The sequence below is a fragment of the Erythrobacter epiphyticus genome, assembly GCF_034653295.1.
Classification (GTDB): Bacteria; Pseudomonadota; Alphaproteobacteria; order Sphingomonadales; family Sphingomonadaceae; genus Erythrobacter.
Genome location: NZ_JAYEEU010000002.1, coordinates 85,601 through 106,761 on the forward strand (window position 1 = coordinate 85,601; position 21,161 = coordinate 106,761).

The following is a 21,161-nucleotide window of genomic DNA, read 5'->3' on the forward strand; positions in this document are numbered from 1 at the left end:
GCGCTCGCAATGACGAAGCGAAGGGCTACAACCACCCCTCGCGGGCGTACCATGCGGCGGTCGCCTTCAGACCTTCCTCGCCACTGATCCGCGGCTGCCATATGCCGGCGGGCGGCTTGCGATCCGAACGGGAAACCCAGTTGGGATGGCACATATAGCCCACACGGTCGGCGGTGAGTTTCGCGCGGTCGCCGCGCAGCAGCCGGTCGGCCGTGGCCGTGGCTTCCAGCACAGCGCGCGGCAAGTGCGGAGCGAAGACGGAACGCTTGCCCACGGCTTGGCCGATAGCTTGCGCCAGCTCCTTGTGGCTCCACCCGCCCTCGCGCCCGTCGTCAGGTTCGTAGGTCTGCTTCTTCGTCGCAGCGGCGTTGCTGGCCGCCAGCGCCACCAGCAGACGCGCGAGATCGTCGGCATGGATGATTGAGCTCGCCCCACCCGGCGGGAGGGGGACAAAGCCCCATTTGGCGGTGCGGAACATCTCCAGATAGTCGACATCGCGCGGACCATAGACCCCGGGCGGCCGCACCGTGGTCCAGTCGAGACCGGAGGCCTCCACCAGCGCCTCAGCCTTGGCCTTCGACGCGCCATAGGCCGACAGTTCGGGCTTGCGCGCCGATAGCGAGGAAACAAACACCAGCCGCCGGGCCTGCGCCTGCTTCATCGCGGCGATGACGTTGGCGGTGCCGGTGACGTTGGCCGCTTCGAAGGCGGCGGGGTCCGGCGTGTTGGTGAGGCCCGCGACATGGATCACCGCGTCCGCGCCCGCGACCAGCGCGGCGAGCGCGCCCGCGTCGCCCAGATCGCCGCGCACCCATTCCACGCCAGCGCGCGCCGTTTGATCGCGGCGGGCGAGCGCACGCACCTGATGGCCCTCGGCCAGCGCCGCGTCGAGCACCGCAGAGCCGACAAAGCCGGTCGCGCCGGTGATCGCCAGCAGCGTCACAGCAGCACCATGTGATCGCGGTGGATCACGCAGGAGCGCGGCGCGTAGCCCAGCCGCTCGGCCTGATCCTCGGCGCGCTTGCCCGCGATCAATTGCACTTCGGCGGCGTCATATTCCGCAAGACCCTGCGCCAGCCGCTCGCCCCGCAGCGACAGCACGCTGACGAGATCGCCGCGCCGGAACTGGCCCGAGACGCCGACCACCCCCGCCGCAAGCAGGCTCGCCCCGGCTTTCAAAGCCTCCGCGCAGCCCTTGTCGACGCGCAGCTCGCCCGCAGGGGCGAGCCGCCCGCCAAGCCACGCCTTGCGCGCGGAATCGCTGCGCACGGGCAGGAACAGCGTCCCCGTGCCCGCGCCGAGCGCATGGGCGATCGGCGCGTCATGCGTGCCGTTGAGGATCGCCAGCGCAATGCCTGCGCGCGTCGCGATCTGCGCGGCTTGCAGCTTCGACACCATCCCGCCCGAACCCAGCCCGGATGAAGACGCGCCGCTCGCCATGGCCATAATTTCGGGCGTGACCGCCTCGACCACGGGCACCAGCGCGGCACCGGCCTCGCGCGGGTCACGGTCATAGAGTCCGTCAACATCCGACAGCAGCAGCACCAGATCGGCATTGGCTGCCTGCGCCACCCGCGCGGCCAGGCGATCATTATCGCCAAAACGGATTTCCTCGGTGGCGACGCTGTCGTTCTCGTTGATGACCGGGATCGTCCCCGCGCTCAGCAGCCGATCCAGCGTGGCCGAGGCATTGAGATAGCGCCGCCGATCTTCCAGATCATCAAGTGTCAGCAGCATTTGTGCCGCGGTAATGCCATGCGCCCGGAGCGCTGCCGACCACAGATCGGCAAGCTGGATCTGCCCGACCGCCGCTGCCGCCTGCGCATCGGCAAGGCTCGCCCGGCCACCCTTGGGCAAGGCCAGCCGCGCCGCGCCGAGCGCGATGGCGCCCGAACTGACAACAATTACCTGTCCGCCGTTCTTGCGCAGCGTGACCAGATCACCCGCCAGCTTGCCGAGCCATTGGCTGCGCGGCTTGCCGCCTTCGATCAGCAACGCGCTGCCGATCTTGACGACTATGCGCTGCGCGCGTGCCATGTCGGCCGACCGCTCCAGCATCAGCGTCTCTAGATCGGGGACCATTCGTCAGACGCGCCGCTCGGCGCGTCCTCGATCTCGCTGCCCTTGGTCTCGGTGGCGGTGCGATCGGGCAGATAGGACAGCACGGCATCCATCAGTTCGGGGATGCCTTCACCCGTCGCGCCCGAGACGGCAAAGACCTGTGTGGCGCCTGCCGCCTGCAATTCCGCGGCAAAGCCTGCCACCAACTCGGCATCGGCAAGATCACGCTTGTTGAGCGCAATCAGGCGCGGCTTTTCAGCGAGCCCGCCGCCATAGGCCTCAAGCTCTTCCTCGACGATGCGCAAGGCTTCAGCCGGGTCGGCGTTATCCGTGCCGGTGATGTCGATGAGGTGGATCAGCACCCGGCAGCGTTCGATATGGCCGAGGAAACGATCCCCGATCCCCGCGCCATCGGCTGCGCCTTCAATCAGGCCGGGAATATCCGCCAGCACGAATTCGCGGCCCTTGTGGCGCACCACGCCGAGCTTGGGCACCAGCGTGGTGAAGGCGTAATCGCCGACCTTGGCCTGCGCGTTCGAGACCGCGTTGATGAAGGTCGATTTGCCCGCGTTTGGCAGGCCGACAAGGCCGACATCGGCGAGCAGCTTCAGCCGCAGCCACACCCACATTTCCTCGCCCGGCATGCCGGGCTGGTGCTGGCGCGGGGCGCGATTGGTGGAGGTCTTGTAGGAGGCATTGCCGCGTCCGCCCATGCCGCCATGGAGCAGCACAACGCGCTGGCCGACTTCGGTGAAATCGGCGAGCACTTCTTCCTGATCATCGGAAATGATCTGCGTGCCGACGGGCACCTTGATCACCAGCGGCTTGGCGCTGGCGCCAGTGCGGTCCCGGCCCATGCCGTGCCCGCCGCGCGGTGCCTTGAAATGCTGGGTGTAGCGGAAATCGATCAGGGTATTGAGCCCGGCGACCGCTTCGAACACGATGTCGCCGCCGCTCCCCCCGTTGCCACCATCGGGGCCACCATATTCGACATATTTCTCACGCCGGAAGCTGACAGCGCCCGGCCCGCCGCCGCCTGACTTGATATAGATTTTGGCCTGATCGAGAAAATGCATGGAACGCTCCTCTATGCATTTCTGCGGCGGATGGCGAGGGGGATGATAGCAGCGCTGGCAGAACCGGTTCGCGCGCGGATGATACACCTGGTGGAGCCGAGGGGGATCGAACCCCTGACCTCGTCATTGCGAACGACGCGCTCTCCCATCTGAGCTACGGCCCCGTTCAGGTGTGCTGACCGCGCAGGGGCGGCCACAGCAGGCGCGCGACTTAGCGGCAAGCGCGCGCGCTTGCAACGGCGATTTTCGGTGTGGGCCTCTCGCGCCTAGCGCCGCGCCTTGGGCGTGGCCGCGGGCTGCGGCACCGCGAGCGGTTCGACCACCGGCTGCGACACGAAGCCTTCCTGCACCGGCACCACCGGCACAGCTTCACCGGTTTGCGGATCGACCACGGTCTGCGTCACCGCGGCAGCGGCCACCGCCGTGTAGGTCGGGACGTCCTCACCATTGGCGCGGGCCTGCTGCACCGCAACCCAGCCTGGCTGCGAGGAACCATAGCGCGCGCCATACTTGGCATCCCACTCCGCCGAGGCGCGCTGGTAGGCTTCGTACTGATTGAAGAAGTCCTCCATCGGCACCATCATCACCTGGAAATTCTCCTTGGCGAAGGCGAGCGGGAGGCTCTTCGGCGCAGCGAGATAGCGGTTGGCGACATCCAGCGCGGCGAGGCAGAACCCGCTGCGCGCTGCCGGGTTGGCGAAGAAGTTATAGACCTGCGTCGATTCCGCATCGCGGGCGACAATCGCATCGCGGCGGGTGCGGAAGCGGCTCTGATAGGTTTTCTCGATCCGGTCATTCACCGCCTTCAGGCCGCGCACGTTGTTGCTGAGGAACGCGCGATAGCCTTGCAGGATCGGATCATATTCGGGCGCAAGACAATTGAGTGCGGCAACATTCCACGCCGAGCGCAGGTGCCACACCAGCCGATCATCGGTGAGATTGCTGTTGACCGTGATCCACTTCCCATCCGGACCACGCGGCGGCATCTTCATCACGTAGGACGCGCCCGAAGGCGGCAGCGGGCGATAGGGCACGACTTCGGCAGCCTGCGCCTGCGGTCGGGGCGCGGCGGGCGGCGGCGCGCTCGTCGGCGTGGTGCAGGCGGCGACCAGCGCCGTGCCGATGGCCAGTGCGGCAACGCCAAGGCGACGGAACGTGAGGGGCGCGGTGTGCGAGGATTGCGCTGGGGTGGTTGCGGGCGAAATCATGTCAGGTCAGCCTCATTGTCCGAGCATATTATCGCAGGCGGATGAACCATGCCTGCACATTTTCATAGGGTGCGGCGATAGCTTGCTTTGCCGCCAAAGCAAATGCCCGGAGCCTTTTGCAAGACTCCGGGCATCCGAGATTTCAACCGTCCGGTTGCAGCCTTTCGCAATTACTCGCGATTGCCGAGGAACTGCAGCAGGAACATGAACATGTTGATGAAGTCGAGGTAGAGGCTCAGCGCGCCCATGATCACGGCCTTGCCCATGAACTCGGTGCCGCGCAGCTGGTCGTACTGCATCTTGAGCCGCTGCGTGTCATAGGCGGTGAGGCCAGCAAACACGAGCACGCCGATCGCGCTGATCACGAAAGACATCGCGCTCGATTGCAGGAACAGGTTCACGAGGCTGGCGATGATCAGACCGATCACGCCCATCATCAGGAAGCTGCCGAGACCCGACAGGTTCTTCTTGGTGGTATAGCCGTAGAGGCTGAGGCCCGCAAAAGCGCCCGCCGTCGCGAAGAACGTCACCGCGATGCTTTCACCCGTGAACACGAGGAAAATCGTCGAGAGCGACAGGCCCATCACGATGGCATAGGACCAGAACAGGATGTTCAAGGTCGACTGGCTCATCTTGTGGAGGCCGAAGCTCATCGCCAGCACGAAGCCGAGCGGGGCGAGCGCCACCACCCACATCAGCGGGCTGCCAGCCAGCGCCAGCGTGATGCCGCTCGACGCAGCCACCATCGCCACTATGCCGGTGAGCAGCACGGCCGAGGCCATGTAGTTATAGATCGAGAGCATGTAGGAGCGCAGGCCCTCGTCATAGACCGCGCGACCCGCGACATCGCCGCCGGCGCGCGGCACGGAGCCAAGGCGCTGCCCGGTGCCGAGGTTGTTGTTCCAGTCTGCCATCGTCGTTTCCAATCTCCAAACGCAGCGCTCCGGGAAAGCCGGACGCTATCGATGCTGCGAATATCGGGGTTTCGGCCCGCCATTTCAAGCAAAACCGGAAAGTGTCGCGTGAATTTCGTTCAGATTAACAATCATTAATCTGAACTGTAAGATCAGGAGTCAGTTCGCGGCATTCTGCGAGAGCTGCGCGCCCTTGTCGCGGGTGGCGCGCAAGGTCGCGATCATCAGGGTAACCAGCGCGCGATCATGGTCGAGAATGTTGAGCCCTTCGCGGGTCATGCCGCCGGGGCTCGCCACCCGATCAGCGAGCGTTGCGGGCGGGGCATCGGCCCTGGCTGCGAGCGCTGCGGCGCCTTCCACCATGGCAAGCGCCAGCCGGTCGGCAAGGCCGCGTTCGAGCCCCAGCTCGGCAGCGGCCGAAGCCAGCGCATCGATAAAGCGATAGACAAACCCCGGCCCCGATCCGGCAAGCGCGGTGACAAGGTCAAATTGCGCCTCATCCGCCAGCCACAAGGCTGTCCCCAGCCGATCGAACAGCGCCAGAGCCTCAGCGCAGCCGGCATCATCAAGCCCGCGTTCCGCAAGGATCACGGGCGATTTGCCAATGGCTGCCGCCAGATTGGGCATCACCCGCACATGCGCTCGCGCTGCCGGAAAGGCACTGACGAGTTGCGCAAGCGTGATCCCGGCGAGCAGCGAATGCACCGTCACGCCCGCTCCGCAGAGGTCGGCAAGGCCGGGGGCGAGGCTGGCGAGTTGCTGCGGCTTGAACCCCAGCAGCACGGCGTCAAAACCACCCGCCGCGCGCGCTTCGGCGGGATTGCGATAAAGCCCAACCCCGCCCGGTGCAGCCGCCAGCGCGGGATCAAGCACGGCAAAGCGCGCCGGGTCTTCTCCGGCTGCGAGCCATCCGGCGAGCATCGCCCCGCCCATATTGCCGCAGCCGATGATGAGCAGGTGCGGTGCCATCACGCCTCGCCCGCAGCGTCCACCATCGCGGCCTCCAGCGCGGCACGCGGCGTGCGATCGCCCCACAGCACGAACTGGAACGCGGGATAGAAGCGATCGCATTCATCAATCGCACATTCGACCAGCGCCTGCGCCTGCGCGAGGCTGAGGGTGCCTTCATCGCCAAGCAGCACGCCATGGCGATAGAGGAGCACATCCCCGTTCGACCAGATATCGAAGTGGCCGAGCCACATCTGTTCGTTGATCAGGCCGAGCAATTCGAACGCTTGCGGCTTCTTGTCCGCCGTTACCCGGATATCGGGCAGGCAGAGGAATTGCAGCACCCGATCCTGCGCCCGCCAGATCGCGCGCAGCTGATAATTGGCCCAGCTGCCCTGCACTTCGCCGCTCATCTCGTCATCGCTGACCATTTCGCAGGGCCAGCCGCGCGCCTCGAACAGCGCCAACAGCATCTCGACCGGCGCGGTGTCGTCCTCATGCGAGAAGTCCTTCTCGCGCGGTTTCATGGGCGGAGCCTCGGATCGGGAAAGGGGCGCTTTGTCATCAGTGGCACGCATGCCTGCCATCGATGGCGGTTGGCAATCCGCAGAGGCAAGGCGCTTGGGGAGAACCGCACAAGCCTGTTCATAGCCTGTGCAAAGAAACGCGAAGCGAGGCGCCAAGCCTTATTTAAGAACCTGAATTTCCTCGCCTTCGGGGCTCGCATAGAAGAAGGAATCAACGCCTTTCTCCTTCAGCCGCTTCACCAGATCGCGCGCCTTTTCGGGGCTGGTGAGCGGGCCGACCAGCAGGCGGTTGGCTTCGCCCCAGCGGGTGGTGTGGGGCTGCATGCCCTTGAACAGATCACCGCCCTTGCGCTCGAACCGGCGCCAATCGAATTTGAGCGCGGCAAGCTGGCGCCCGGTCGCGATCTGCACCCAATTGCGCGCGGGATGGGCGGGCTTGGCCGGTTCCTTGGGCTTGGCTTCGGGCTTGGGCTCGGGCCGCGCGGCGACTTCGCGCGGGGGCTGGATGCGGGTGATGTCCACCCCGCCGCCGCTCGGCCCGCTCTGGGGCAGCGCGCCGCCCAGATCCGCAAAGGCATCCGCCACGCGCGCGAGCGGCGCGGGCGGCGGTGGCGAAGCCGGCAGCGGTGCCGGGGCAGACGGAGCAGGCTGCGCAACCTGCGCAGGCGCAGGGGCGGGAGCAGGCGCAGGTGTGGGCGGGTTGGGAACAACCGTCACCCGCGGCTCTGCCGCTGCGACACGGCGGGCGCTGCGCACGCTTGAGGGCACCACCCCCGGCTGTGAGGGCGATGGCTCTGATCCAGCCCGGGCACTGACGCGCGCGGGCCCTACACCAAGCGGCTTGCCCGAAGGTTGCAGCCGGCTATCAGACTGCCCCTCGCGCGCGAACCGCGCGAGCCGCGGATCATCGCGCCCGATATCCGCCGCGCGCGGGAAAATGCCGAGATTGGCGGCTGCCGCCTGTTGCGGCTTGGTCAGGCGCGGCATGAAAGCAAGGTAGGGGACGAGCCGGCTGGAAAGGTCGCGCGGCATGACCTGATCGACAATGGCCGCGGCCCGTTCCTGCTCGCCGAAAATCGCCAGGCCAAACGCGCGGGTCCGCAGCGCGGCGATATCGCGTTCATCGAGCAGAGGGCGCAGGGTATCTTCAAACCCGCCACGATTGCCCGCAATGGCAAAGCTGAGCGCGAGGCGGCGGCGCGCCTCATTGTCGCGCGGATCGACTTCAAGCGCGCGGCGATACGCCGCTTGTGCGGCGGCCTGATCGCCCGTCATGTCAAAAGCGAGACCCCGGTCTGTCAGCAGCGTCGCCTCAGGAGCACCGGCGCGCACGGCCTTTTCAAAGCGCTCCAGCGCACCCAACGCATCGCCTGATCGCAGCGCCACCCGCGCCAGCCCAAGCGCAGCGCGCTGGTTGGTCTGCTCCACCACCAAGGCCCGCGCGAAGAAGCCATTGGCGGCTTCAAAATCATCGACCGCCAGCGAGGCTTCGCCCGCCTCGAGCAAGGCGGGCAGATCGCGCGGATCGCGGGCGAGTTGTACGAGCGCGCGGTTGAGGCGCTGCACCTCGCCCGAAGGGAGCGGCTGCACCACCTCGCGCGAGGTTACCTCCTGTGCCTGAACCGGGTTCGCCAGCATCGCACAAGCACTGGCGAGCACACCACTGCCCAACGCACGGCGGAAAGAACGGGCAAAGGGAAAAGCTTTGGGGGACATGATCACGACCGGGGCAAGATTTGTTCTATCCTAGCCCCGTGATGCCACAATACCAGCCCCGCCCCGCGCCCAGCAAGCCGAGCGGGGCACGGCCTGCGCCGGGATGCGGACCAGAGGGACAGGCTTACTGGTTGTTCTGGCGACCAAGGAAGCGCGGGATGCTGAGCGCCGGGCCACCGCCGCCATCACCATCGCCGTCATCCTCATCGTCATCGGCGCTGCTGGTTGTGCTGCGCGAAAGATTGGCCATCCGTTCGAACAGCGTGCTGCCTGCGCCTGCCGCGCCGCCACCACCACCGCCGATCAGACCCCGACGGCGACCGCCACCAAGCTGGGCTTCGACCGGGCGATCATCCGAAGCGAGCCGATCGGCATCGGCGAGGAAATCATCCTGCACCGGCGGCGAGAACGCCCCAGCCGGGCCGCCACTCGGGCGCGATCCGTACCCGTCATCATAGGCTTCGCCGAGATCAAGCGTGTCATCATCCGCAACAGCCTGACCATAGGGATCAGGCTCGGCGCGGGTCAGGCCAAGCTCGACATCTTCCACGCCGCGCAGCCCGGCGAGCGGATCGACAATGCCATCGACATCGTCGTCATACTCATCGCCGTAATCATCATCGCCCAGCCCTTCGACCGCCTGCATCCCGGTGAGATCGAACGGTTCTGCCTCGGCGATTTCCTCCGGCAGGAAATCTTCGTCCAAGGAAACCGCAGCGGCAGCCGCCACGCCCACGCCTGCCAACGGGGCAGCCGCGAAACCGGGGGCTTCGGGGGCTTCATCGCCGAGTTCGAGCACCGGCCGCTTGGGCGCACGCGCGCCGCCGAGCGAAGTCGGCAAGGCCCGGTCCGCAGCACCGAGCGCGCCTTGCTCGATCCCGGTGGCGACCACCGAGACGCGGATCTTGCCCTTGAGATCGGGATTGAACGCCGAGCCCCAGATGATGTTGGCATCTTCGTCGACCAGCTCGCGGATGTGATTGGCCGCCTCGTCAACTTCGAGCAGGCGCATGTCTTCGCCGCCGATGATCGAGATAATCACGCCCTTGGCCCCGGCCATGCTCACGCCATCGAGCAGCGGGTTGGCAATCGCCTGCTCGGCCGCTTCGAGCGCGCGGTTCTCACCCTCGCCCTCGCCGGTGCCCATCATCGCCTTGCCCATCTCGCTCATGACGGAACGGACATCGGCAAAGTCGAGATTGATGAGGCCCGGCATCACCATCAGATCGGTGATCGAGCGCACGCCCTGCTGGAGCACTTCATCGGCGAGCTGGAAGGCTTCCTTGAAGGTGGTTTCGGCCTTGGCGACAAGGAACAGGTTCTGGTTGGGAATGACGATCAGGGTGTCGACATGCTTTTGCAGCTCTTCGATGCCCGCTTCGGCCGCGCGCATCCGGCGGGTGCCTTCGAACAGGAACGGCTTGGTTACCACGCCCACGGTGAGCACGCCCATGCGGCGCGCGGCTTCGGCGATCACCGGCGCGGCGCCGGTGCCCGTGCCGCCACCCATCCCGGCGGCGATGAAGCACATGTTGACGCCTTCCAGCGCCTGTTCGATCTCGGCAACGGTTTCCTCGGCCGCGGCCTTGCCCACTTCGGGACGCGCACCGGCACCAAGCCCGCCGGTGATGTCCGGGCCAAGCTGGATACGCTTTTCCGCCGGAGAGGTGCTGAGCGCCTGGGCATCCGTGTTGGCGACAATGAATTCGACGCCTTCGATCTCGGACGCGATCATGTTGGCAATGGCATTGCCCCCAGCCCCGCCAATGCCGATCACGGTTATCCGCGGGCGCATGTCGTCAATCGCTGCCGGTCCGATATTGATGCTCATCAGTGTTCCTCCAGCCGCAGATCGCGGGCCTGCGCCGCCCCCTTATCCGCACTACCATTCCTCTTTGACACAAACCCCGTATTGTTTTGATAGGGGGATAATCCTTATCCACAGCCCTCAGTTAACCCCGATCAGGCCGAAACTGAACCCGTTGCGGGCCGCAAGCAGGCTCAGAAATACTCCTTCATCGCCCGCATCAACCGCCCTACCGGAAACAGGCTGCGTCCGGCATTGCCCAGGCTGGCGCGCATGGCGCGCGGCGCATTGACCGAGCGGATGTCGACCGGATCCTCGGCCGCGTAAAGACACAGGCCCGCCAAGGTCGCAAAGCCGGGTGTCGCATGGGCTTCGGGCAGGCCTTTAAGCTCAGGCGTGCGCCCCAGCCGCACCGGCACGCCCAGCGCACTCTGCACGAATTCGGCCATGCCAGCAAGTTCCGCACCGCCGCCGGTCAGCACCACTTGCCCGGCGCGGGTGCCGGAAAAGCCCATATCCTTAAGCGCCTTGCCGATTTCCGTGGTCAGCAGCGAAAGGTGCTGGGTGACAACCGAGACCAGTTGCGCGCGCGAGATGCGGTTTTTCTCATCCGCGCCGCGCGCCACGGGCTGCGCGCCGGGCGCAGGCTGCGCGTCTTCACCGGCAGCATCATTGGGGCCGGTCACCGGGATCATCTCGCGGTGATCGGAACGGCTCGCAATCGCCGAGCCATAGACACATTTGAGCCGTTCGGCCTGAAAGCGGCGAATGCCGAAAGCCGACGCAATCGCATCGGTGATGTCGCCCGAACCCATCGGCACCGCCCGCAGCCCCAGCAACATGCCCGCCGCGAACACGGCGATATTGGTGACATCGGCCCCGATCTCGACCAGCGCGACCCCGAGATCGCGTTCCTCATCGGTAAGGCAGGCATAGCCCGCCGCGAGCGGCGCTGCGACCACCCCTTCGACATCGAGATGCGCGCTTTGCACCGCTTCCATGAGATTGCGCACCGGCGCGCCATCGGCCAGCATCACATGGATATCGACCCCGAGCCGTTCAGCGTGCAGGCCGCGCGGATTGGCCACGCCATGCGCGCCATCAAGCGTGTAATGCGCCGGCTGGGCATGCAGCACCGTGCGTCCGTCAGGCTGGATCATGCCGCGCGCCTGATAGAGCAGCAGTTCGACATCCTCTTCCTCGATCCGCCGCCCGCCGATCTCGATGTCAACACTCGCGACATGGCTGCCAAGCCCTGCGCCCGCGCAGGCGATCCACACGCTTTGCACGGTCAGGCCCGCGCTCTTTTCGGCGCGCTCCACCGCATCGCGGATCGCATAAGTGGCCGCGCGCATATCGGTGACATAGCCGCGCTTGATGCCCGCGCTCGCCCGGTGGCCCGAGCCGAGCACGATCAACTCACCCGTTTCGGTCTCGCCCATGATCATCGCCGAGATGCGGAACGATCCGATATTGACCGCGCCCAGCACCCGCGTCAGCCGCGCCTTGGCGATCTGCTGATTGCGTGCGGCCGCCTTGCCCGCTGCCCGTGATGCCATCACTGACTGCTCCCTTTCTCAAGATTGGCGAGCGCTTTGGCCCGTTCGCTCTGACCGGGCACACGCATGTAGATGCGCGGCGGGGTGCGCATGTCGAAAGCGGCAACCTTGCCGCCAATCAGCCGGTTCTGCCCGTCGAGCCGGGCAAATTGCACCAGGGCCGTGGCCGCTTCGACTTCGCCTTCGGGCAGCGCCAGCAATTGATCGCTGCGGAACACAAGGTTCCAGCGGCGATTGCCGACCCATTCCGCCGCCTTGACCTGCGGCTGCAAGGCGGGCGCAGCGGCCAGCAATTGTTCGAGCTGTGCAACCTGCATCGCCGCGCCAGAGCCGGAAATCCGCAGCATTCCCTTGGCCTTGGCCTCGGCAATCGGGGCGAGTTCAACCCCCGAACGGTCAATCAGCATGAGCCGATCAGGCCGCGCGAGCACGGCATGGGGCTCCCGTTCGACGATGTCGATTGCCAGCGTATCGGGCAGCTGACGCGAGACCCGCGCATCGCGGACCCACGGCAATGTCAGCAATTGGGTGCGCAGCGCGGCGATATCGACATCGGGCATGGCGCGGCTGCGCTGGGCCAGCGCGAGCGCATAGACCTCGCGCTCGTCCATCCGGTTGGTGCCGGTGACCTTGACATGGCGCACCGCAAACCCCGCATCAGTCGCGGCCTTGGCGATCTGCGCTTCGGCGAGCGCGGGGACGCCGGCAAGGCTTGCAATCACCACGGCGAGCGCGACGCCGCCGCCAATGATGATCGTCAGCCAGATCCGGCTCCATTGGTCTTCGGTGAAGGGCAAAAGCCCCATCGCGCCATCGATCAGCCCGCTCGCCTGCCCGCGCGCGCGGCGCGCGGTAACCGCGCGGTTTTCAGCGCGCACGGCGCGGCGCACACCGCGGGTATCGCTACGCTTGATCTGCGCCATGGCGACCTCGCTTGTTCGCTTTGGCAGCATGAACCCTGAGCGCTTCGTGCACCAACAGCTCGACCAGCTCGCCATAGCTGATGCCCGCCTGCGCGGCCTGTTCGGGTACGAGGCTGAGCGGCGTCATGCCCGGCTGGGTGTTGGTTTCGAGCACGAACAGGCCTGCTGCGCCCAGTTCATCGTCCCAACGGAAATCCGTGCGGCTGGTGCCGTGGCAGCCAAGCACCTGATGCGCGCGGATCGCGTAATCTTCGCACAGCTTGGTGATGTCAGCCGGGATCTGCGCCGGGCAGACATGAACCGTGCGCCCTTCGGTATATTTGTGCTCGTAATCGTAGAAGCCGTTTTCGATCACCAATTCGGTGACCCCGAGCGCGCGCGGGCCATCAGGGCCATCGAGCACGGCCGCAGTCAGCTCGCGGCCCTTGATGAAAGGCTCGGCCAGCAGTTCGGCAAATTCCTGCCACGGGCCAGTCGCCTGCGGGTTGATCGGATTGCCCACGTTGCTGTCGGCTGTAACGATCGCGACGCCGACCGAAGAACCTTCGTTCACCGGCTTCAAGACAAAGGGGCGCGGCAAGGGATCGCCCTGATAAAGCTCTTCCCGCGTGACAATGCGCCCGCCCGGCATCGGAATGCCGTGCGGCACCAGCGCTTGTTTGGTGAGCTGCTTGTCGATCGCGATCACCGAGGTGGCGAGACCCGAATGGGTATAGGCCAGCCCCATCAGATCGAGCAGCCCCTGCACCGAGCCATCTTCGCCCGGCACGCCGTGGAGCGCGTTGAACACCACGTCGGGCGCGGCCTCGTGCAGGCGCAGCGCCACATCGCGGCCCATGTCGATACGCGTCACGCGAAAGCCGCGCGCTTCGAGCGCATCGGCGACACCATGGCCACTCATCAGCGAAACCGGGCGCTCATTGGCCCAACCGCCCATCAGGACAGCAACGTGGAGAGGCTTGTCAAACATCATTCAAATCCGTTCGGGCTGAGCTTGTCGAAGCCCTGCACTTCACTTTTGCTGCGGCGAAAAAGAAGGACGGCCCTTCGACAAGCTCAGGGTGAACGGAAGTGGTTGCCTCGTCCATCACGGCCGTCCCACCCGCTGGATTTCCCATTCGAGCATCACGCCCGCATGCTCATAGACTTTCTGGCGCACCAGTTCGCCCAGCCCTTCGATGTCAGCGCTGGTGGCATCGCCGGTGTTGATCAGGAAATTGGTGTGCTTCTCGCTCACCTGCGCCCCGCCGAGAGTGAGGCCACGGCAGCCCGCCGCATCGACGAGTTGCCACGCCTTGTGGCCTTCGGGGTTCTTGAAGGTCGATCCGCCGGTCTTGGTGCGGAGCGGCTGGCTCGCCTCGCGCGCGGCAGCGATGCGGTCCATCTCCGCACCGATTGCCGCCGGATCGCCGGGATGCCCCTTGAACCGGGCCGAGACCACAATCGCGCCTTCGGGCAGCACCGAATGGCGATAGGTATAGGCCAGATCGGCGGCGGGCAGCGTGACAAAGGTGCCATCGGGCAGGATAACCGCGCAATCGACCAGCACATCGGCGACTTCGCGGCCATAGGCCCCGCCATTCATCCGCACGAAACCGCCGACCGTGCCGGGAATGCCGCGCAGGAATTCCAGCCCGGCAATGCCCAGATCGCGCGCAGTCGAAGCGACGAGGATGCCGCTTGCCCCGCCCCCGCAGGTGAGTTCGTTTTCGCCGCTATGCTCGACCCCGGCAAAGGCCTTGCCGAGCCGCACCACCACGCCGGGGACACCGCCATCGCGTACGATGAGGTTTGATCCGAGCCCCAGCGCCATCACCGGAATATCGCCGCCCAGCCGTTCGAGAAAGGCGCGCAGATCGTTGAGATCCGCGGGTTCGAACAGCCAGTCGGCAGGCCCGCCGGTCTTGAACCAGGTGTAGGGCGCAAGCGGCGCCTTGCAGGTCAGCTTGCCGCGAATACCCTCAAGCGAGACCGGCGCAGCGACCGCGCCTTCGACGGCACAGGTCGGCGCCCCACCATCGTCCCAGATGGGTGCCTCGCCGGGCTGGATGCTCATCATCATGCCGCGGCCTTGCCTTGGGCGGCAATCGCGCTGGCCACACCTGCGGCCCAGCGGGTGATATCGCCCGCGCCCATGCAGACGACCAGATCGCCCGCCGCCAACTCGCCCGCGAGTGCGCTGGCCAGCGCATCGGCGCCCTCAATCAGCCGCGCCGCGCGGTGCCCGCGCGCCTTGATCCCGGCCACCAGCGCCGCCGCATCCACCCCCGGCAGAGGTTCTTCCCCTGCGGCATAGACCGGCGCGACATAGACGATATCGGCATCATTGGCGCAGGATTGGAAATCCTCCATCAGATCATGGAGGCGCGTGAAGCGGTGCGGCTGGATCACCGCGATTACGCGGCCATCGCTCTCGCCCACGGCCTCGCGCGCTGCCGCCAGCACGGCGCGGATTTCAACCGGGTGGTGCGCGTAATCATCGATCACGCCTGCCTCGCCGCCACCTGCGAGCGCCACCGTGCCGACACGGGTGAAGCGGCGCCGCACCCCGCCAAACTTGGCAAAGCCCGCGCGGATCACTGCGTCCGAACAGCCCATCTCGATCGCCACGGCAATCGCGGCGAGCGCGTTCTGGACATTGTGCCGCCCCGGCATGGGCAGATGCACGCCTTCGATGCGGCGATCCTCTGCCCCGCGCTGCCGCACGATCACATCAAAGGTGCTGCCTCCGCGCGCGGGGACAACATTGACCCCGCAGATATCGGCTTGGAGCGAAAAGCCATAAGTCACGACCTTGCGATCGCGCACTTCGCCGATCACCGCCTGCACCTGCGGGTGATCAACGCACAGCACCGCCGCGCCATAGAAGGGCACGTTGTGGATGAATTCCACAAAGGCCCGCTTCACCCCTTCGAAGTCGCCATAGTGATCGAGGTGTTCAGGATCGATATTGGTGACGACCGCGATCGTGCCGTCCAGCCGCAGGAAGCTGCCGTCGCTTTCGTCCGCTTCGACCACCATCCAGTCGCTATCGCCGAGCCGCGCGTTCGAGCCATATTGCTCGATAATGCCGCCGTTGATCACCGTGGGATCGATGCCGCCGGTATCGAGCAGGCTGGCGATCATGCTGGTTGTCGTCGTCTTGCCGTGGGTGCCTGCCACTGCGACAGTTGATTTGAGCCGCATCAGTTCGGCCAGCATTTCGGCGCGGCGCACCACCGGCACCCGCGCTTCGAGCGCGGCGGCGACTTCGGGATTGGTGCGGCGCACCGCGGTAGAGGTGACCACCACCGCCACGCCTGCGACGTTTTCCTTGGCATGGCCGATATGCACGGTGATGCCGCGCGCGCGCAGCCGCTCGACACTCGGCCCCTCGGCAATGTCCGAGCCTTGGACCGCATAGCCGAGATTGTGCATCACCTCGGCAATGCCGGACATGCCGATCCCGCCGATGCCGACGAAGTGGATGATCCCGATATCCGTGCCGACACCCTTCATGCGTCGGCTCCGTGCTGGACCGCATCCTTGGCGGCCTTGCGGCTTGCCGTCTGCGGACGAGCCGCCGTTTGCGCGGCGCGGGGTGCATTTTCGCCGACGCGGATCACATCCATCAGATCAAGCCCGCCCATGCTCGTCACCAGATCGGCCAAGTCCTTGGCCGCATCGGGCCGCCCGCAATTGAACGCGCAATGCGCGGCATTGGCGAGGCTTTGCGGGTTCTGCGCCATCGCCTGAATCTGCTTGGCGAGTTCCTTGGGCTGGAAAGCCTCCTGCCGGATCATCCGCGCCCCGCCGGCTTTGACCATCTCGCGGGTGTTGACCGCCTGATGATCATCGGTCGCAATCGGTAACGGCACGAGGATCGCCGGGCGGCCCACGGCGGTAAGTTCGGCAATGGTCGAAGCGCCCGCGCGCCCGATGAACAGGTGTGCACCCGCCAGACGTTCGTGCATGTCTTCAAAATAGGTGCCGAGCTCGGCAGGGATATCATGCGCGGCGTAGCGCGCGCGCACCGCTTCGAGATCTTCGGCGCGGCATTGCTGGGTCACCTGCAAGCGCTGGCGCAAGGCGGGCGGCAGCATCGCGAGCCCGTCAGGCACCACTTCCGACAGCACCCGGGCACCTTGCGAACCGCCGGTCACCAGCACCCGGAACAGGCTTTCACCGGTCAGCTGCGGGAAATCCTGCTCGCGCAGCGCGAGCACTTCGGGCCGGACCGGATTGCCGGTGAGATGCACCTTGCCGCGATGCTTAGGCTTGAGCCGGTCAACCGCCGCATACGAGGTTGCGATGGCATCGACGCGGCCCGCCAGCAGCCGGTTGACCCGGCCGAGCACCGCGTTCTGTTCATGGATGATGCTGGGAATGCCTGCCGCGGTCGAGGCCAGCAAGCCGGGCAAGGCGGGATAGCCGCCAAAGCCGACCACTGCCGTCGGTTCGAAGGTTTCGAACAGCCGCAGCGCCATGCTGCGTCCTGCCAGCACGGCGCGCAGCCCCCCGATCCAGCCGAGCGGGTTCTTGCCGAACCGGCCCGCCGGGATGATATGCGAGGTCAGATAGGCGGGCTTGCCGGGCAGTGCGGCGCCGCGCTCGTCCGTCAGCAGCGCGACATGATGGCCGCGCGCGTGCAGTTCCTCTGCCAGCGCAAAGGCCGGGATCAGGTGCCCGCCGGTTCCGCCTGCGGCAAGAACGAAGTGGCGGCTCGCCCCACCGGGCGCGGGATGTGCATTGGCGCCGGTCATGGGCGCTCCTCCTTGCTGTCCAACAATCCGCGCAGACCCCGCCCCTCTTTCGCGAGGAACGGATTGCGCCGGGTGATCGCCAGCAATAGCCCAAGCGTGAAGCACACCGCCAGTGCAGATGAACCGCCATAGCTGATCAGCGGCAAGGTCATGCCCTTCGACGGGAAGAGCTGGAGGTTCACGAGGATGTTGATGAAGGCCTGTCCGCCGAACTGGGTGATGAGGCCCGCCCCCGCGAGCAGGGCAAACAGGTTTTCTTCGTCCACCAGCCGCATCAGCACGCGCACCACGATGCCGCAATAGATCAGCACGATCATGCCGCAGGCGATCAGGCCAAATTCCTCGCCAATCACCGAGAAGATGTAATCGGTGTGGGCTTCGGGCAGGTTCATCTTGCGGATACCAAGCCACAGCCCGCTGCCGGTCCACCCGCCTGCCATCAGGGTGCGCTGGGCGAGATCGACCTGATCAAAGGCCGTCCCGCCGCCGAGGAAGGAATCAATGCGGTGGCGGGCATTGTCGTAGAGGAAATAGGCCAGTGTGAGGCCCGCGACGCCGACGCCCATCAGCGCACCGATGCGCTGCACCGAAACCCCCGCGAGCAGCACCATCACAAACCAGATGCCCGCAAACAGGATGGTGTCGCCAAGATTGGGCTGCGCCATCAGCAAGGCCGCGATCACGCCGAGCATCACAGTGGCAAAGGTGATAACCGGCAGGCCCGGATCGCGCAGCCGCCAGCTCAACACCCAGGCAAGGATGATCGCGAAGGCCGGCTTCATGAATTCGCTCGGCTGCACCGAAATGCCCACCTCGATCCAGCGCCGCGCCCCGTTCTTGACGGGGCCGATGATCGGCACCAGCACCAGCAACACCAGCATGATCGCGCCGACAATGATCCCGAGCCGCCGCGCATCATCGCGCGAGGCAAAGGAAATCCCGATCATCCCGACAATCCCGGCGAGCTGGAACAGGATATGCCGCTTGAGGAACATGAATTCATCCAGCCGGACGCTGCGCGTCGAAAGCTGTTCGGCGCTGGCAGGCGAGGCCGCTGCCACCGCCACCACACCCAGCGCCATCAGCAGCAGGATCAGCGCCAGCAAGACCTTGTCGATCTCGCGCCACCAGATACGCAACCCATCGCTCCAGCTGCGCTGCACCGGAACGGGTGCGGCCAAGCGTCCGCCGCGCGTGGGAGCATAGCCGCGCGAGGTGCCGAGCGTGCTCATGGCGCATCTCCCTGCGGCTCACAGCCGGTCATCGCCAACACCATCTGGCGGAAATAGGCGCCGCGCTTTTCATAATCGCGGAATTGGTCATAGCTGGCACACGCGGGGGACAGCAGCACCACATCGCCCGGCAGCGCCGCGTCCCGCGCGCGGCACACCGCCTCGCTGATCAGCTCGCAGCGTACAACCTTGATTAGCCCTTCAAGCAGGTTGGCAAACATCGGCCCCGCTTCACCCACGGTGTAGGCAGCCGCCACATTGCCGAGATGCGCGGCGCAGGCACCAAGCCCGTCTTCCTTGGGCAGGCCGCCCACGATCCAATGAATCCGCGGCGTGCCGCCATGGATCGCGGGATCAGGCGGAAAAGCGGCGAGCGCAGGCGCGGCCGAGGCGGCGTTGGTGGCCTTGCTGTCATTGATGTAGGTGACACCCCCGGCATCGCAGACCCGCTCCATCCGGTGGGGCAGGCCACGATAGGTGGCAAGGCCATGCGCGATCTGCGTATCCGTCAGCCCAAGCTCGCGGCAGATGGCCTGCGCGACGCTCGCGTTCTGCGCATTGTGCGGCCCGGCGAGCGAGGGCGAAACCGGCACCGTCACATCCGCGCTGCGCACCCGGATCGGCGGATGGCCCGCCGCCTCAAGACTGGCGGCGATCGCATGGGTCGGCGCGTCCTCGTCGCAAATGATCGCGGTGCCGTGCTGCTGCATCGCGAAGAGCCGCGCCTTGGAAGCGGTGTAGGCCGCGAAATCAGCATAGCGATCGAGATGATCGGGGGTGATGTTGGTGAGCGCGGCAATATCGCAATCGAGTGTGAAGGTCAGATCGATCTGGAAGCTCGACAATTCGAGCACATAGACGCCCCCCTCGGGCAGCGGCTCCTGCGCCATGATCGGCTCGCCGATATTGCCGCCCATCACGCTCGGCACGCCCGCCTCGTGCAGAATATGATGCACCAACGCGGTGGTGGTCGATTTGCCATTGGTGCCGGTGATGCCCACCACCTTGTGCGGCGGCAGGCTGGGCCGTGCGAGCACAAACAGCTCGATATCGCCGATGACGGGCAGGCCATATTGCCACACATGCGGCCCGATCGGATGGGTGTTGAGCGGCACGCCCGGCGAGATCACCACACCGGCAAAGCCCGTGAGATCAAGCTCGAGCGGATCGATCAACCGGCAGCGCCCTTCAAACGGCGCACGGGCCACATCCTGCCGATCCCATGCGATCACCTCTGCCCCGCTGGCAATCAGCGCTTCGGCGGCCGCCGCGCCCGAACGGGCTAGGCCAAGCACCGCAAACCGCTTGCCGGCAAAGAGAGGCGAGGTGATCACGGGCCGGCGCGCTCCCTCTTACCTGAGCTTCAAGGTGGCAAGGCCGATCAGCGCCAGCACGATCGAGATGATCCAGAACCGGATCACGACCTTGCTTTCGCTCCAGCCGAGCTGTTCGAAATGGTGATGGATCGGAGCCATGCGGAACACCCGCTTGCCGGTGCGCTTGAACCAGAAGACCTGCACGATCACGCTGACCGCTTCGAGCACGAACAGGCCGCCGACGATCGCGAGCACGACTTCGTGATGCGAGGCGACCGCAATCGCGCCCAGCGCACCGCCAAGAGCCAGACTGCCGGTATCACCCATGAACACCGCCGCCGGTGGGGCATTGAACCACAGGAAGGCGAGCCCCGCGCCCATGATCGCCGCGCAGAAAATCGCCAACTCGCCCGCCCCCGCCACATGGGGGATGCCAAGATAGGCGCTGAAATCCGCGCGCCCCACCAGATAGGCGATGATCGCAAAGGTGCCCGCAGCGATAATCACCGGCATGATCGCCAGGCCATCAAGCCCGTCAGTCAGGTTCACGGCATTGCCCGCCCCCACGATCACGATCGCGGCGAACACATAGTAGAAGGGGCCGAGCGGGATGCTGAAATCCGAGAAGAAGGGCACGTAAAGATTGGTGTTGATCTGGCTGACGATCAGCCACGCGGCAAGGCCCGCCACCACGAATTCGCCTAGCAAGCGCACCCGCGCCGGCACCCCGGCATGGCTGTTCTTCGAGACCTTGTCGTAATCATCCAGAAAGCCGATCAGCCCGAAGCCGATGGTCACGGCCAGACACGCCCAGACAAACGGGCTCGACAGGTTCATCCACAAGAGCAGCGCCAAGGTGAGCGAAGTCAGGATCATCAACCCGCCCATTGTCGGCGTGCCGCGCTTGGCAAGATGGCTTTGCGGGCCATCCTCGCGGATCGGCTGGCCTTTGCCCTGCCGCACGCGCAGCAGGTTGATGAAGCGCGGGCCGATCACCAGCCCTATCGCCAGCGCCGTCACGAGCGTCGCCCCGGCGCGGAAGCTCTGGTAACGCACCAGATTGAAAATGCCTTCAAACCCGAACAGTTCGGCAAGCCAGTAGAACATTCATCCGTCCTTTGTGCCCCGTGAA

At 65.9% G+C, this 21,161-nt stretch carries 18 protein-coding genes and 1 tRNA gene; all 19 read right to left on the bottom strand.

Features of this window, described 5'->3' with window-relative positions; translation table 11 throughout:
- Positions 1 to 25: 25 nt before the first annotated feature.
- Positions 26 to 943 carry an NAD-dependent epimerase/dehydratase family protein gene (locus SOQ14_RS00870; protein ID WP_322895918.1) on the bottom strand — a complete coding sequence of 306 codons (918 nt, stop codon included), beginning with the start codon at positions 941 to 943 and terminating at the stop codon, positions 26 to 28.
- On the bottom strand, positions 940 to 2,082 hold the full coding sequence (gene proB / locus SOQ14_RS00875; RefSeq protein WP_322895920.1) for a glutamate 5-kinase: 1,143 nt from the start codon (positions 2,080 to 2,082) through the stop codon (positions 940 to 942). The genes SOQ14_RS00870 and proB overlap by 4 nt, the downstream gene beginning before the upstream one ends.
- Positions 2,067 to 3,137 (bottom strand): Obg family GTPase CgtA, encoded by a 1,071-nt coding sequence (gene cgtA / locus SOQ14_RS00880; RefSeq protein ID WP_322895923.1) that lies wholly within the window; start codon positions 3,135 to 3,137, stop codon positions 2,067 to 2,069. The genes proB and cgtA overlap by 16 nt, the downstream gene beginning before the upstream one ends.
- A gap of 88 nt (positions 3,138 to 3,225) precedes the next feature.
- A tRNA-Ala gene (locus SOQ14_RS00885) sits at positions 3,226 to 3,301 on the bottom strand.
- 102 nt (positions 3,302 to 3,403) lie between these two features.
- Positions 3,404 to 4,345, bottom strand: coding sequence for a hypothetical protein (locus SOQ14_RS00890; RefSeq protein WP_322895925.1), 942 nt, complete (start codon positions 4,343 to 4,345; stop codon positions 3,404 to 3,406).
- A gap of 170 nt (positions 4,346 to 4,515) precedes the next feature.
- Positions 4,516 to 5,259, bottom strand: coding sequence for a Bax inhibitor-1/YccA family protein (locus tag SOQ14_RS00895; protein WP_322895927.1), 744 nt, complete (start codon positions 5,257 to 5,259; stop codon positions 4,516 to 4,518).
- 159 nt (positions 5,260 to 5,418) lie between these two features.
- Positions 5,419 to 6,228: a pyrroline-5-carboxylate reductase family protein gene (locus tag SOQ14_RS00900; protein ID WP_322895929.1), complete on the bottom strand. Its 810-nt coding sequence runs from the start codon at positions 6,226 to 6,228 to the stop codon at positions 5,419 to 5,421.
- Positions 6,228 to 6,734, bottom strand: coding sequence for a type III secretion system chaperone family protein (locus tag SOQ14_RS00905; RefSeq protein WP_322895932.1), 507 nt, complete (start codon positions 6,732 to 6,734; stop codon positions 6,228 to 6,230). Before SOQ14_RS00905 ends, SOQ14_RS00900 begins: the two co-directional genes overlap by 1 nt.
- A gap of 159 nt (positions 6,735 to 6,893) precedes the next feature.
- Positions 6,894 to 8,450 carry an SPOR domain-containing protein gene (locus SOQ14_RS00910; RefSeq protein ID WP_322895934.1) on the bottom strand — a complete coding sequence of 519 codons (1,557 nt, stop codon included), beginning with the start codon at positions 8,448 to 8,450 and terminating at the stop codon, positions 6,894 to 6,896.
- A gap of 124 nt (positions 8,451 to 8,574) precedes the next feature.
- Positions 8,575 to 10,281 (bottom strand): cell division protein FtsZ, encoded by a 1,707-nt coding sequence (gene ftsZ / locus SOQ14_RS00915; protein WP_322895936.1) that lies wholly within the window; start codon positions 10,279 to 10,281, stop codon positions 8,575 to 8,577.
- Between the two features lie 170 nt (positions 10,282 to 10,451).
- Complete coding sequence (ftsA, locus tag SOQ14_RS00920) at positions 10,452 to 11,771, bottom strand: cell division protein FtsA (protein ID WP_322896247.1); 1,320 nt, start codon at positions 11,769 to 11,771, stop codon at positions 10,452 to 10,454.
- A gap of 44 nt (positions 11,772 to 11,815) precedes the next feature.
- On the bottom strand, positions 11,816 to 12,739 hold the full coding sequence (locus tag SOQ14_RS00925; RefSeq protein WP_322895939.1) for a cell division protein FtsQ/DivIB: 924 nt from the start codon (positions 12,737 to 12,739) through the stop codon (positions 11,816 to 11,818).
- Positions 12,720 to 13,712 (bottom strand): D-alanine--D-alanine ligase, encoded by a 993-nt coding sequence (locus tag SOQ14_RS00930; RefSeq protein WP_322895941.1) that lies wholly within the window; start codon positions 13,710 to 13,712, stop codon positions 12,720 to 12,722. The genes SOQ14_RS00925 and SOQ14_RS00930 overlap by 20 nt, the downstream gene beginning before the upstream one ends.
- Before the next feature lie 114 nt (positions 13,713 to 13,826).
- Positions 13,827 to 14,798, bottom strand: coding sequence for a UDP-N-acetylmuramate dehydrogenase (murB, locus tag SOQ14_RS00935; RefSeq protein ID WP_322896250.1), 972 nt, complete (start codon positions 14,796 to 14,798; stop codon positions 13,827 to 13,829).
- A complete protein-coding gene (gene murC, locus SOQ14_RS00940) occupies positions 14,798 to 16,237 on the bottom strand; it encodes a UDP-N-acetylmuramate--L-alanine ligase (RefSeq protein WP_322895942.1) in 1,440 nt (479 codons plus the stop codon). Before murC ends, murB begins: the two co-directional genes overlap by 1 nt.
- Entirely contained in the window at positions 16,234 to 17,481 is a 1,248-nt protein-coding gene (gene murG, locus SOQ14_RS00945) for an undecaprenyldiphospho-muramoylpentapeptide beta-N-acetylglucosaminyltransferase (protein ID WP_322895943.1), read from the bottom strand. Before murG ends, murC begins: the two co-directional genes overlap by 4 nt.
- The gene (locus tag SOQ14_RS00950; RefSeq protein ID WP_322895948.1) at positions 17,478 to 18,713 is read right to left on the bottom strand and encodes an FtsW/RodA/SpoVE family cell cycle protein; all 1,236 of its coding nucleotides are present in this window, start codon (positions 18,711 to 18,713) and stop codon (positions 17,478 to 17,480) included. Before SOQ14_RS00950 ends, murG begins: the two co-directional genes overlap by 4 nt.
- Complete coding sequence (gene murD, locus SOQ14_RS00955) at positions 18,710 to 20,047, bottom strand: UDP-N-acetylmuramoyl-L-alanine--D-glutamate ligase (RefSeq protein WP_322895950.1); 1,338 nt, start codon at positions 20,045 to 20,047, stop codon at positions 18,710 to 18,712. Before murD ends, SOQ14_RS00950 begins: the two co-directional genes overlap by 4 nt.
- 18 nt (positions 20,048 to 20,065) lie before the next feature.
- On the bottom strand, positions 20,066 to 21,136 hold the full coding sequence (gene mraY, locus SOQ14_RS00960) for a phospho-N-acetylmuramoyl-pentapeptide-transferase (protein WP_322895952.1): 1,071 nt from the start codon (positions 21,134 to 21,136) through the stop codon (positions 20,066 to 20,068).
- Positions 21,137 to 21,161 lie beyond the last annotated feature (25 nt).